The following is a 14418-nucleotide window of genomic DNA, read 5'->3' on the forward strand; positions in this document are numbered from 1 at the left end:
TTCGCAAAATCCCAAGCCCTGTCATAATTGTTTTGCCAAAAATAATATCCTCCGCCTAACCAGTCGTGGTCGTTAATGCAGAAGCGCTGTTAACGTTGAAAAAAGAGTATGGGCTAATAATAAAGCTTTGAGGCCCTTTGCCGTGTGCACAAAAATATAGCAATAAAATATTTATATTTGATATTCTACAGCTAACCCGTAGCTCTCAAAATATTGATCCCTATGACCATCCATAGCCCTGCCACCGGTAATAAACGATCAAACGTAGCCAGCGCTAACAGCTTTTCTTCCCAAAGCCCTGCTGTTGCTTTTAATGATAATCGCCCGGAAATCAGATTGCAAAAAGCATGGCAAAAAATGGCCTCCAATAGCAGCCACGTCAGGCAGCAGCAGGCGTTACAGAGAATGGCCAATAGTCACGTAGCTGTAACACAAATGGGAGTATTAAGCGCCCGGCCGGGTGTTGTAACATCGCATATTCCGGCAAAGGTGATACAGCGAACCGCCGGTATTATATACGCCGATGGAAACAACTGGGTAATCTATACCAAAAATGGCGGATTCGGACCTTATACGATTGCCAACATCGCTGTCATTCCCCCCAATCTGCTACAGGCGAATACGGAAGTAGATTATACGAACCAGGGACATGGTATAGTATGGATTAATCGTATTGGTACCACTGCCTTCCCTGCTCCCGTACAAGTTGCTCCCCAGCAACAAAATACGGCCTCGCCTATTGATACCAGTCACTTTATCAATAACCGGATCGGTCTGGGGAACACAGCCAAGACAAGCGGCAAGGACAGGCCCTGGCTAAAAGGGACTAATTTCAATGTCGATTTCGGTGGTACTGTAGGAACTGTATCTATGAATAGCCTTGCACAGCATCAACCGCTACATGAGGGATCAGAGGAAACACAAGGCTTTAGAGGTAACTCCGTTAATTTAAGCTGGAGCTTGTATTATGAGGATAATAGCGGGTTACAGCAATCTCATTTCAAGCTTCCAAACTTCAGCAAATTCCGTAGTGCCGATTTTGGTCAGTATACGAACCAGGACCTGAATGATATGTATGCAGCCGGACGGCTCATTACCGGCCATGAAGGATATAATAAACAAGAGGGGCTGGGGGTAGCTGCGGCAAGATACCACAGTGAAAGGGACATGGTAGTGAAGGCAGAACAATTGCATTCACCCACCTTTGCACGGCTCATCGCTACCAAAGTGAACAGTATTATTGGCAATGGCATCCCCCGGTTATTAATACTACAGCTACATTCCCATGAAATTAGGATCTGCGATGAATGTTACCAGTTCCTGGAGGCATTTATGCAGGCAGACTGGATCAATGACGCAAAAGACCTGATCGATAATGGCGAGCAGCTGAAAATATCTATGGTTACCAGCGCCGATCAGCCCCACCCCGCATTGACAGGATCTCTGAGTAATGCGCGAAATGATAATGCCACCATTGGCATCGGCGAAATGCCCAATATTCTAAATATAGGACAGTTATCACCCGATAAAAAATAAGGCGTTCTTCCCCGTATTCTGTACTGCCTCCCAGCTAAAATCCCTGCTATGCTCCTCTTTTTTATTACGCTCCTACAACTGGCAGGGACATTTGGGATTGTGGTACATGTAGCACAGGATGGGATAGCAGACCCCTGGCCTTTGATATAGATAAGAATATGCGCCGGTCAGGCTTTTGTAATTTCGCCAATTCACACGACGGAAAAAGCTGGTACTCGGTACCTTCAAAAATTTAACCGCTGCCTGGATTTTAGACGTAAGAAACCATAACAACCAATCAGATTTCAACGTATTTCAATATATATCGGCGGGCAATATACGCCAATAAAAAAGCCGCTACAATCTTTGACTGTAGCGGCTTTAATGTGTTTTGAGCTTTGTTGGAATGTTATTGGTTCCAGCTTCTTGTTGCCCCACCAGGATTCGAACCTAGACAAACAGAACCAAAATCTGTCGTACTACCATTATACTATGGGGCATCATGTTTCCATGATTTGGGATGGCAAAATTAGCCTTTTTTTTATTACTTCAAAAAAATCTTTCCTGTTTTTTTAAACGCACAAAATCAATCACTTACACTGTTTTCTGCAGCACCGCAGCTACCTTTTCCGCTACTTTTTCCGGGGTTATCCACTCCATACAGGCATGATCTCCCCGGAAGCAGGGCTTGTTCCCGAATACAGAACAGGGGCGGCATTCCAGGTCTGTAATCTGCACCACACGGTCCATGGTTTGTCCAAAACCCATAAAACCTGCGTAGGGATGTGTAGCGCCCCACACCGACACTACCGGCACACCAAACAGGGAGGCCAGGTGCATGTTGGCGGAGTCCATACTGATCATCAGCTGCAGGTGGCTGATAATGGCCAGCTCCTCCTCCAGCGTAAAGCGGCCGGCAATCATCACCGTGTTGGGATGACGGTCGGCCAGTTCCGCCAGCAGCGCGGTTTCAGCAGGGCCGCCGCCAAACAGCAGTATTTTATACTGCGGCCATTGCGACAGCAACGCCAGCACCTGCTCCATTTTTTGCAGCGGGTAGGTTTTCTCCCGGTAGGTGGCAAAGGGCGCCAGCCCGATCCAACCGGCTTCTCCCGGCAGGCCGGTAATAGCGGTAATACTGCTATGCAGGGGAAGCGGGGCGCTTTTTACCTGGGCCGATGAAAGATCGCACTGCAGTCCCAGTTGCCGGAACACCATCGCATAACGTTCAACTGTAGCAGTAAGCGGCTGCACTATTTTATCCTGCTGCCGGGTAAGCGCTTTTTTTGCTGCGCGGCCTTTATCCATTACCGCTACCCGAGTGCCGTTCAGCCGGAAAAAAGTACGTACTATTTTGGAACGCAGCACCTGGTGCAGGTCTGCCACAGCAGCAATCGTATACCTGCTGCGCAGCTCGCGGTACAGGCGGTACAATCCCCGCACTCCTTTATGGCGGCCTTTAAGGTCAGCCGGGAAAAAGGTAAGGCGCGGAATATCCTTGCACAAAGCGCCCCAGTTTTTATTGGACACCAGCACAATATCCACCGCAGGATTTGCTGCCAGCACCTGCCGTATTACGGGTATGGTCATGGCAACATCACCCAGGGCAGAAAAGCGGATGGCAAGTATGGTTTGTTGCATTACTTGCGGCTACCGTATAATACCGGGTTCAGGGAAGGATCGTTATACATTTTCATTTGCCGGTACACTTTCATATATTTTTTGCCAGCGCTGATATCGGCCAGCAGCTCTTCAATAGCAGTGCCCAGGTCGCGGCGCTGCTCCAGCAATATGTCCAGCTTGCGCTGGCAGGCGGCACGGTGCTCAGGAGTGGCATCAGTACGTGTAGCCTCTTCCAGCATATGATAAATTTTCAGCGCCAGTATCGATAAACGATCAACGGCCCAGGCCGGGCTTTCAGTATTGATCCTGGCATCCGGGGTGGGCTGCACAGATTTGTACTGCTCCAGGAAATAGCTGTCAATATATTCCACTACGTCAGTACGTTCCTGGTTGGAACGGTCTATCCAGCGTTTGATCTCCAGCGCCTTTACCGGGTCAATGGCCGGATCGCGTATTATATCTTCCAGGTGCCATTGCACCGTATCTATCCAGTTCTTCAGGTACAGCAGGTGCTCAATGCTGCTTTTATCATATGGGTTTACAATAGTCTGGTGCACATCGTCCTTCACATGATAGTCCTTAATGCTCTGGCTGAATATCTGGTTGCATAATTCTGTAAACATGTAACAAATGTAATTAAAATAGTGAATGCCCGTTAGCTACTCCCGGGGCGGATGCGCTCCTTCCCTGCTGTATAATAACAGTGTGTAAGATACTGGTATGCTGCTGCATACAGTTAACATTGAAGTAACAATTACTTTCTACATTTAAAGTCGCAAATCGCTAATGTATTCGATATGTCTGATAACCCTTCCAAAGCGCTCTTCCAGCAGCTGTTTGAAGCAAACCATGATAAGGTATTCCGGTTCGCTTACAAGCTAACGGGGGATGCAGCCCGTGCCCAGGAAATTACCCAGCAGTGTTTTATCAGGCTTTGGGAAAATATACATAAGGTATCTGAAGGGCAGGACATTTTTCCACTGTTATTTGTGTTTACCAAACATATCCTGGTAGATGAAACCCGCAGGCTGTACCGCGAAAAACAGACATTAGCTGAAATGTCGTCCCGGCAGCCTGCGCCGCCTGCTGAAAACCGGGAGGAAACCCTGCTGCTGCACAAGGAATTCTGGCAGCAGATACAGAAAGTAATTGATAAAATGCCGGAGCAGCGCCGCAATATTTACCTGCTTAGCCGCGACAAAGGCCATAGCCATAAAGAAATTGCAGCGCAGCTTAGCTTGTCGCCCGCTACAGTACGCAACCACCTGGCCCTGGCCCTTCAGTTCATACGCCGCGAAATACAGCTGCATTATAACACAGAAGTAAAATGAGCCCTATGCCTCCATTTAACCTTTTACCTAAAGTGGCGCTGCCGGTAGCCTTGCTAATGGCTGCCTGCAGCAAAAACCCGGTACCGCCCCCCGCTCCTGCCGGACCAGTTACCCAAAAAGAAACCAATACCTGGATATTGGACAGCATGCGTTATTTCTATTTATGGAACAATACATTACCGGCAACAGCAGATACACAGCCCGCCGCCATTGCATATTTTAACCGGCTAAAATATTCCGGCGACCGGTTTTCACTGATCTACGATCCCAACGATCTCGCTACCTATCCCAAATACATGTTGTATAACTATGGAATAGACTTTTCCATTGTCAGCTGGCCCGGTGCTCCTGGCGGCGCTATAGGCGTGGTAAAGCTGGTGCTGGAAGGTTCCCCTGCCGCACAGGCAGGCCTGCGCCGCGGCAGTTACTTTACACGTATTAACGGAACAGCAGTTAATAGCAGCAACGCAGCCATCCTCAGCGCGGCGCTGCTGCAGGGCGCCTCCGGTACATTTACACTGGCTGCTGTAAATGGCAATACGGTTACGGAAAATGCCACCATCACGTTAGCCGCGCAATCGCTGGGTGAAAATCCGGTTTACAGGCCAGGCGTCCGCAGCATCAATGGCCGCAAAGTGGCTTATCTTTTCTACAACTACTTTAACGATGGTTACAACCAGTCGGTAAAAGGCGTATTCCAGGATTTTAAAACCGCCGGCGCTAATGAGCTGATACTGGACCTCCGCTACAACCCCGGCGGCAGCGTGGCAGCAGCGGCCCTGCTGGCAGCGCTGGTTGCGCCTGGCATTAATGAGCAAAGCGGCTTTGCAAAATACAGCGGCAATGGTAACCTGGGACAACGCATTATTTCCTTTAAATCTGCTTTATCTGTTCCCGAAAGCGGCGCACCCATTGCCTTTGGCACACTGGAACCGGCCCGGTTATCTTTATCACGGGTGTTCATCCTGTGCAGCAATCAAACTGCATCGGCCGCCGAGCTGTTGATCAATAACCTGAAGCCCTATACGCAGGTGATCCTCATTGGGCAGCACACTTTTGGAAAAGATAAAGGCGCCGTCGTTATATCAGACATGCGAACGCCTAAACGCATGTCCTGGGTGCTTATGCCCATCAGCTACAACCTGGCCAATGCAAAAGGAGAAGGCGGCTATACACAAGGTATTGCGCCGCAGTATATAGTGGATGAATTCAGCAAACAGCCCCTGGCGGATGTAGGCGACAATGCAGATCCACTCATTGCAAAGGCTATTGACATACTAAACGGTAATGGCCGGACAACCGCTCCCATTAATACTCCGGCGCACAGCATATACTTTGATACGCGCCGGCAGCAGGCGGCAGCTAATGTGGTGAGTATGCCGGCAGCATTATTCAGGTAGGGAAAAAAAAGGGGTTAACAAACAGTAAATATCAGTCATCTTATAAACAGGGTTTTCAAAAATGTATGTGCTGTTTGCTGTGTTCCATTACGGCAATCTGCGCCGGTTGAGGTAATACGGTTTTTCCCCCAATGGTTGTATGATAACATCTTCTACTACGGTTCTGCTGCCGGCCCCAAGCAGTAACAGCCCTGCAGGCAGCTTATTTTTATTGTTATTACACCGTATGCCTTGTATATGCACATGGCGCAGCACACCGGAGCTGTCCTGCGGGTAGCGGCCGCCATAAGCCAGGCCGGTGCTGGCGTTTAAAGAAGATAGCTGTTCATTTTCCAGCTGCTTGCCGGCGCCTGCCGGCGCCCTGCCCAGGAGTATGATCCCTGCCCAGCCGCCACTGCATGCAGCTGTGGTATCAGTTAATTGAAAACAGATAGGCAGGTTATTTAACCCTGCTGCCAGTATGCCGGCGCCGCGGGTTATTACCAGTCCGCCGCCGCTCCCATTACCATTGCGTGCAGGCTGCGGGATTACCTTTATTACAGTGCCCGGCTCAATATGCAAAGTGGCCTCATTGCTTACATACACCCATCCTGCTATATACCAGGTATGGCTGTTGGTAAGCAGCACATTCTCTGTAATGATCCTGCTAAGCGTATCGTTTAGGGGAATAGTTTGCACCCGCGCATCGGCTGCTGCCGATGCCACCGGCTCTTTCTCACAGCCGGCCAATACTATAACGGCAGGAATGAACATCCCTTTTAGCAAGGATAACAGGCAATTGCTGATGGATATAATAAACCGGCGCATAGGATCAAAGATCAATTACCTCAGGAAAAAAATTACCGGCAGCATCATCATGTATGTTCAGCAAATAAAAAGCGCCGGGAGTTACCGGCAGCTGAAAAAGATCAGTAAAACCATCGGGCTGCGTAATAACATTACCGGTTTGGCTGTCAACAAACCGGCCCCCATAAGTAACAGGCAGCCCGCTTTCATCGTTTACCGGCAGCTTCACAATATCCGGGTATAATTTTCCTTTCGTAAGATTTTTTAATACAATACCTGTTTCGTCAATATTACCTGTTTGATTATTTACGAAAATAATATGCAGGTCTACTGTTGTATATGGGTAGTAGGCATCACTGAGCGTTTCAAACATTTGCATGGCCACAGAATCCGGCGAAACACTGGCTGAGTTAATAAACCCTTTCAGCCCTATTTCCTCATTATACGCAACGCGGAAACTGGCAGCAGTGTTGGCGCTGATCGTAATAGTGCTGTCTATTAACAGCGAATCTGTATTTGCCTTAAAAAATTCAAGCCTGCCCGATCTTCCGGCCGGTAATACCACCTCTGTTGCGGTGTTGGAAGGTGCAATGCTTTGTAATTTCTTTCCGTCAAAATACAGGTCCAGGTCAGGCGTATTCGGTAAGTTCACCAGCGTTACAGCCACCTTTCCAAAATAATGCTCTTCCGGCAGCTCGCCTTTACGGCACGATACTGCAGCTATTACAATAACAATAGTTACTAAACAGGTAAATAATCTCATGATAATAAGTGAAAGGTGTTTTGAAGGAGCTGACCGAAAGGAATGTAAAATGTAAAATTTTAAATATTAAATGTAAAAGTAAAATGCCACGAATCATTTACAGCACTATGTTAGCTGAGTTTTACTTTTACATTTTACATTTTTGATTTTACATTCCTTTTGGTCAGCTCCGGAAGTTTAAAAATTAATTATTTCCATCTCAGCCAGCCACAGGTGCTGGTGGTCCAGTCTACACGGTTGGGGAATGCGCCCACAAAACGGGAAGATGCCAGCGCACCGGGGATCCAGTTTGCAGCACTGGTGCCGGTAGCAGGGCGGGTAAACGGATTAGCCAGCGCAATATTTGCATTGGGGTTAGCCGTAGTAAAGCCCTGGTTACCATTTGCAGCGGAAGTGGCAAAAATGGTGAACTGGTTGGCAGCAACATTAAAGCCTACTGTAGTTACAGGGTTGCCGTTGCTTTCAGTAACATATGGCTTGTTATAAGCGTGCACAAAGCTGTGCTTCAGCAAAGAAACACCGGAATAGTATTTATCACGGGTGCCGCCTAATGCGCTATCCAGCGATACGCCGAACTTATAACCCATATAAATACAGCTGTCAATGTCAAATTCAGCATTCCTTCTCAGCTGTGCGCCACGGCCATATAAACCGGTGCCTGAAGGAGCGCCGTTGCTGATACCTGCGCGGGCAGCGTTAGGCAAACCAACGATTGTAATGTAACGGTACTTCGGATGTGTGATCCTTGAAGTGGTGGTACCGGTAGCATTGTTGTCGCTTTCAAAGCCGTTAGACTGGCTCTTGTCTGCACGGGTAGTATCAGCCAGGCCTAATGCATAGCGGATGGTGCCGTTGTAACCGTTATCCGTATCAAACATATCATCCAGCGCATCTACAGCAATCAGGTGGGAAGCGCTTACTGTACCGCCAAAAAATTCAAAAGCATCGTCTTTTGATTTGAACACTTCAATGTAATCAAGGGTAGTACCGCTACCAACGCCAGCCAGGGTTAAGCCGTTGATCTCATTGTCTGTAGACAGCTCATAACCGGCATACTCAATACGTACATATTTCAGAATACCGGAATTGTCGGCATCATTTGTACCTACCGTACCGCCGAAAGTGGCATCAGCCGGCGGGTTGCTGGGAATGCCTTCAACCTGTACACGGCCGCTGTGATTAGTAGATGCATTACCCAATATCACAACGCCAGACCAGTCGCCGGAAGCAGGAGCAGTAGCAGCAGAAGTGAAGATGATCGGGCTGCAGGGCTGGCCCTGTGCTATTATTTTAGCGCCGCGGGTTATTACCAAACCACCGCCAGGTACGCTGGAGCTGGTGCTCAGGTCACCACGGATAACTGTTCCGGGATCAATGATCAGCACATCTGAAGAATCCACGTACACCAGGCCGCTCAGATGCCAGGCTACAGCGCTGGTCAGGTGAATAGTGTCCTTAGTGCCATGGTTGGTGCCTAAAACGCCGCTCAAAGTAGGGTTTGAGGGGATGATCTGGGTGGCAGATACAGAACGGTCAACGGTTGGCTGGCCTTCTTTTCTGCAGGAGCTTACCAATACAGCTCCCAGCACAGTGGCCGCAGCCAGGGTTAAGATGAAGGGTTTTCTTGTCATGTGAATGTTGCTTTTAAGGTTAAAAATGATACCTGATCAGGGTTATATTGATTACGCGTATGCTCAGAATTTATAGCTGATGGTTGTGCTGTAAGTTCTGCCCGGGCGGGCTTCATAGTCAACAATGTCTTTCCCTTTGCGGTATAACAGGTCTTTGGTAGACGGGTCTTTTTTCCCGTCATTAATGGCAGCATCATCATACCGGTTCTGGTACACCACGGAAAAGCTGTTCAGTATATTGCCAACATTTATCCTCACTTCTCCACGCTGTTTAAGAAAACGTATGGCCAGCTGCGCATCCAGCGCTTCCAGCGGACGTTCAAAAAGGGAAAACTGGTAAGATTTATCCGGGCGGAACATGCGGTTGCTTACATAATTATACACCAGGCTGAATGATACCGGTTTAATATCGTAGTAAAGCCCTGCGTTTATAATGTAGTTGCTGGCGCCTGTTTGCGGACGTTTTTCTTCGGGCAGCACCTGCTCGTTAGGTATTACCTTATACGGGTTATTGGGAGCTACCCCGTTGTAGTTAACCGTCATAGGCGTTACGCGTGCATCCAGCGCAGTAAAGTTGCCATACAGGGTAATGTTTTGCAGCACCGGCACTTTGGTAAATGCCAGCGATTTACGCAGCTCTATTTCCAGGCCGTAGTTCTTTGCATTTTTGTTATTCCTCAGCTCAAATATGCCGCCGCTTTGCTCATCGGCATATATCTCCATCGGGTAGTCAAACTTTTTATAGAACAGGGAAAAAGATAATAGTTCACCAGGGCCAGGGTACCACTCATAGCGGAAATCCACATGATGCGCAATGGTTGACTTTACCAGCTCGCTCACATAAGCGCCGCCCAGCTCAAAGTCATATTCGCGAAAAAAAGAAAGCTCGCGCAGATCCGGGCGAATAATACTTTTGGCGTAGGCCAGCCGGAGGTTCATGGCCGGCGTAAGACTATAGGTAAGGTTGGCTGAAGGAAAGATGTTCCAGTTAGGCTCGCGGTTGCGCATTTCGGAGAAATCATATTTATCAATATCTCCGCCGCCCCGCGTTTGGTTAATCCAGCGCTCCAGGGAATCCAGCCCTGCATTTACCTTGTTCAGGTTATAGTATTCTGCCCGCACGCCCCACACCAGGCGCAGCTTATCGCCTATTTTATCATCCATCATACCATATACTGCGTGCAGGGTAGCGGTACGGTGAAAATCATCGTTAAACTGGCTGTAAATAAAGCCAACATCATTAGCCGGCGTAAAGGCCTGCGCCAGCGGCTGCGGATAGCCGTTATGGTTATCAAAGGTAGTGCCGGTATTGATCACGTAAAACAACCGGTCTTTGCTCCAGCCGCTATAACCGGCTTTAAAAGTATTGCTCACTGCTGCGCGGCCTGCGTTGAACTGAAAAGGCACTGCAACAGATGCGTCCCATGTGTAATTATTCTCCATGGCGCGGCTCCACCAGCGCAAGGCGCCGGTGCTGATGCCATTGCTGTTGGCCGCCAGTATGCTGTATTCATTTAACGCACCGGAATCGCTTTTCACATACTCTGTAGTAACCTGGTGGTTATCCGGCTTCTGGCGGTCCAGGCGCAAATAGCTGCCGGTCCACCTGAGCTTAATTCCCCTGTTGCCTATGGTATGCTCGCCCTTCAGCTGGTTTTGCCACAGGCTGGTTTGGGAAGTAAGATCATAATAACCCAGCGCATATCCTCTTGTAACATTGGCGCCCGAACCTATAATCAGCTGCTGATCCAGCGTACGCAGGTACAGGCTTTGAAAGCCGATACGGCTGCGCTCATTCCGGTAGCCCAATCCCAGCAGCCCTCCCAGGTTGGTAGTAAAGCTATAACGTTTACCAGTAAACGCCGCAAAATCATTTTCCCGGCTTAAAAACCCGTCCCGGCTCATTCTTACATCCTGTGTTGCCAGTGTATTGCGGTAACCAGCTGAAGCTACCAGGCCAAATTGATCGTTATGCTTGCCAGGCATTACCCTGCCCACTGATACCTGGTAGTTTTGTGAAGGCTGCGCCTTAAACTGGTATAAACCCCAGTTATTGCTGAAAGCACTTGCTTCCTTACCTGCCTCCAGGAATTTTGTGTGTATGTCATTTTCACTTTTCCAGTCCAGGCGGCCCAACAATTTCCGGTGGTCGGCTACCTGTCCGAAATATTCCTTCCCTTCCAGCTTCAGGGATAAAAAATCCTTACCGGTGGTTTTATCATTCATGCTGCCGCCAACGCTTATATTCAGAAAATTATCAGCAGGTATATCCAGGGTGTTCACCTCTACCAGGCCACCGCCAAATTCCGCGCTGCGGTCGGGGGTAATGGTTTTTACCACTGTTACATTTTCAACAATGTTGGAAGGGATCACATCAAAGCTGAAGTTTTTGCGGTTCAGCTCTGTGCTGGGCATAATCTGTCCGTTCAGCACTGCCTGGTTATAGCGTTCGCTTAAACCTCTCACTACTACGTATTTATTGTCCATGGTAGAAAGGCCGCTTACACGTTTCAGCACTTCACCAATATTTTTATCCGGTGTACGGCTTATCTGTTCTGCGCTGATGCCGTCTGTAATAGCGGCATTATTTTTTTGCAGCGCATACAGGCCCTCTACAGAGGCGCGTTTGTAACTGGCCGTTACAGTTACTGCTTTCAGCTGGGCGCTGTTGCTTTTCAATGATATGTTCAGCGGTGTTACGCCTTTTTCCGTTACCACTACTTCTGTTACCTTCCGTGTTTCATACGATACATAGCTGAATGTAAGCGTATATGTTCCCGGTTCCAGCTGCAGCTCATAGGTGCCGTCTACATTTGTTACAGCACCCTGTCCGCCTGCTACCTGTATAGTTACACCGGGCAGCGGTTCGTTTTTATTATCTACCACCTTTCCTGTAACGCGGCCCTTGTCCTGGCCTGCTATCTTTTCCTGTTTGCCCTTGCGCAGGGCAATGGTACGGCTGGTGTAAGCAATATCAATGGGAGCATACACGTCCAGGTAATGCAGCACATCTGCCAGCGGCTGGTCCTGGAATTTTACTGCGGGCAAGCTACACTGACCCAGGTACTCCGGGTCATAAATAAATGTATAGGTTGTTTGCTGCGCCAAAATCTTTACCACGGCTGCTGCCGTTGTTTTTTGCATGTTAATGTGTACCCTGTCTGTTAACCCCTTGTACGATTGCATGGCCATCCCCTGTAAGTAGCCGGTGCATAAGAAACATAACAGGGAAACCGCCCATTTTTGCATGGTACCCCTGTCAAAAAATCTGTTTGTAGATTTTTGCATACTTTTGGTTTGCTTTTAGTTAAAAATGAATACCTGACCGGGAAGATCTCCGGTTGAGAAGGCGCTGTTTTTACAGGGCCTTTTTTACTATCGTTAATGGTTATGCTTTTCTGCTGATCTACTTACTACTTACTATATAATAGGTACTGCTGTCGCCTGACTGCTCATAGGTAAACCCGTACACAAACTGCAATGTGGTTAATACCTGCTCAAAGGTTTGACCGGCGGTAAACGAACCGGACACCTTCCGGTTCCCCAGCCGGGTATCTTTCAGTACAATACGGAGCCCATAGCGGCTTTGCAGCTTGGCAAATGCGTTTTCCAGCGTGGTATTGTCAAATATTAGTTTCCCGTTTTTCCAATCCATGGTTTCCGCCAGGTTAAAGCGGGTGGCAGGTGCAGGCAGCGCACCTTTTTTGTAGAACAGCACCTGGCCCGGCTGCAGCACATATGAGAAGGCGGTGGTGCTTACCGATACTTTACCGGATAGCAGGCTTACGGCGATGCTGCTGTCGGCATGATTGGCGGTAGCAATGTTAAAGGAGGTGCCCAGCGCCGTAGTCACCAGCTCATCTACATGCACACGGAAAGGTTTGCCTGCTGCTTTGGCCACTTCAAAATAAGCTTCGCCGTTTAACCACAGCTCGCGCGATGTATCGTTATAGTTGCCGGCATATGCAATGGAGGCGTGCGCGTTGAGCCATACCTGTGAGCCGTCCGGCATAGATACCAGGCGTATGTTACGGCTGTTATTGTAAATGGTATCTGTCTGCAGCGCCAGCACCTGCGGCGTTGCGGGTTGCTGCAATTGCCAGCGCCATATACCTGCGGCGGCAATTAACAGCAGCACGGCGGCGGCTACACTATACCATCTGCGGTATAATGGTTTTACGCGCGCCGGTGCAGCGGGTGGTATAGGGATAACAGGGGCCGGGACCGATTGCTCCCAGGTTTCCAGCAGGTATGCATCCATTTCCGGGGTAGCCTCCTGTAAGAGGTAGGCTTCTACTGCTGCGGCTTCTTCGGCCGTGCAATGCCCTTTAAAATATTTCTCCAGTAATGGTTTATCTATGTGCATACAAAAAGAGTACGCTCGCCGGTTAAAGAAATACCAATGCCTGAAGTGGAGTTTACAATTTGTTAATATTAGCTGGAGATGTGCCGGCGCATTACATCGTCAGGTCCTAAAGTTCCAATTCCCGTTTACACGAATACGCAAGCACCACAGTGCAGCTGTTATGGTCCTAAAGTTCCAATTCCCATTTACACGAATACGCAGGCACCACAGTACAGCTGTTATGGTCCTAAAGTTCCAATTCCGGCCTGCACCCGCCTGTTTGGATCACTATGGGGCATTATCAAGCGTACAGGGCTGCGGGTTAGTAATTGCACGCTGCATGTCGTGTCACGCCGGGCAAAGGGCCGTCATTTGGAACTTTAGGGCCATGTGCAATTGGAACAGCAATGTGACGACTGATAATGGGTGACTGATAATGAGATATAATAAATGGTGATATAGTAATTTGATAATGTGATAATGCGGCAATGTGGATGCAGTAATGCAGTAATTGTAATGCGGTAATGCGGCAATGGCAATGCAGTAATGGTATGCAGCGATATGGTGATGTCATAATGAGGTGATGCCGCAACCTGATTGTAATGTTTCACCAACCGTGCCTGCGCCGCATGAATCACACTGCCATGCCGGGCACATTTCGTCTGCAGGTTCAAATGACGGCCCTTTGCCCGGCGTGATGCGCTTGATAAAGCCACATATCTTACCGCTGCCGATACGTTATACCAACGTTTAATAGTGAACAAAACAGGCGGGTGCAGGCCGGAATTGAACCTGCAAGGAAAAAAACCAAAAAGAAAGTGTACAAAACCAGCTAACAAAAGCGGAATTGAACCTACAAAACAAGCTAATACAGGCCCAATTGAACCTGCAAGAAAAAAAACCAAAAAGAAAGTATACAAAACCAGCCAACAAAGCCGGAATTGAACCTGCAAAACAAGCTAATACAGGCCCAATTGAACCTGCAAACAAAGCCCTGAATAAAACAGCCGCGGCAAAACAAAAA

The 14418-nt window shown here is 48.5% G+C and carries 10 protein-coding genes and 1 tRNA gene; 3 read left to right on the forward strand and 8 right to left on the reverse strand.

The features are described 5' to 3' along the window. The first annotated feature begins 222 nt into the window (after window positions 1-222). Window positions 223-1536 (forward strand): hypothetical protein, encoded by a 1314-nt coding sequence (locus tag VFS25_RS10015; protein ID WP_326461999.1) that lies wholly within the window; start codon window positions 223-225, stop codon window positions 1534-1536. Between the two features lie 408 nt (window positions 1537-1944). Here the strand turns inward: VFS25_RS10015 and VFS25_RS10020 are convergent. From VFS25_RS10020 to VFS25_RS10030, 3 genes are all read right to left on the reverse strand, one after another. Further along, a tRNA-Gln gene (locus tag VFS25_RS10020) sits at window positions 1945-2015 on the reverse strand. A 94-nt stretch (window positions 2016-2109) separates the two neighbouring features. Further along, window positions 2110-3156, reverse strand: coding sequence for a glycosyltransferase family 9 protein (locus VFS25_RS10025; RefSeq protein WP_326462000.1), 1047 nt, complete (start codon window positions 3154-3156; stop codon window positions 2110-2112). Beyond that, window positions 3156-3761, reverse strand: coding sequence for a DUF4254 domain-containing protein (locus VFS25_RS10030; RefSeq protein WP_326462001.1), 606 nt, complete (start codon window positions 3759-3761; stop codon window positions 3156-3158). The genes VFS25_RS10025 and VFS25_RS10030 overlap by 1 nt, the downstream gene beginning before the upstream one ends. A gap of 156 nt (window positions 3762-3917) precedes the next feature. Here VFS25_RS10030 and VFS25_RS10035 point away from each other — a divergent pair, with 156 nt between their 5' ends. Beyond that, window positions 3918-4469, forward strand: coding sequence for an RNA polymerase sigma-70 factor (locus tag VFS25_RS10035; protein WP_326462008.1), 552 nt, complete (start codon window positions 3918-3920; stop codon window positions 4467-4469). Window positions 4470-4474: 5 nt separating this feature from the next. Beyond that, entirely contained in the window at window positions 4475-5869 is a 1395-nt protein-coding gene (locus VFS25_RS10040) for a S41 family peptidase (RefSeq protein WP_326462002.1), read from the forward strand. A gap of 87 nt (window positions 5870-5956) precedes the next feature. Here VFS25_RS10040 and VFS25_RS10045 read toward each other — a convergent pair whose 3' ends face one another. The 5 genes from VFS25_RS10045 to VFS25_RS10065 all read right to left on the reverse strand — a co-directional run bounded on the left by VFS25_RS10045 (window position 5957) and on the right by VFS25_RS10065 (window position 13415). After that, window positions 5957-6622, reverse strand: coding sequence for a hypothetical protein (locus tag VFS25_RS10045; RefSeq protein WP_326462003.1), 666 nt, complete (start codon window positions 6620-6622; stop codon window positions 5957-5959). A 58-nt stretch (window positions 6623-6680) separates the two neighbouring features. After that, the gene (locus VFS25_RS10050) at window positions 6681-7418 is read right to left on the reverse strand and encodes a hypothetical protein (protein WP_326462004.1); all 738 of its coding nucleotides are present in this window, start codon (window positions 7416-7418) and stop codon (window positions 6681-6683) included. A 188-nt stretch (window positions 7419-7606) separates the two neighbouring features. Continuing rightward, window positions 7607-9049, reverse strand: a complete 1443-nt coding sequence (locus VFS25_RS10055) for a hypothetical protein (protein ID WP_326462005.1) — start codon at window positions 9047-9049, stop codon at window positions 7607-7609. A gap of 63 nt (window positions 9050-9112) precedes the next feature. After that, complete coding sequence (locus VFS25_RS10060; protein ID WP_326462006.1) at window positions 9113-12337, reverse strand: TonB-dependent receptor domain-containing protein; 3225 nt, start codon at window positions 12335-12337, stop codon at window positions 9113-9115. 118 nt (window positions 12338-12455) lie between these two features. Beyond that, complete coding sequence (locus VFS25_RS10065) at window positions 12456-13415, reverse strand: FecR family protein (RefSeq protein ID WP_326462007.1); 960 nt, start codon at window positions 13413-13415, stop codon at window positions 12456-12458. Window positions 13416-14418: the final 1003 nt, after the last annotated feature.

Origin of the sequence: Chitinophaga sp. (assembly GCF_035761305.1) — a bacterium.
Classification (GTDB): Bacteria; Bacteroidota; Bacteroidia; order Chitinophagales; family Chitinophagaceae; genus Chitinophaga.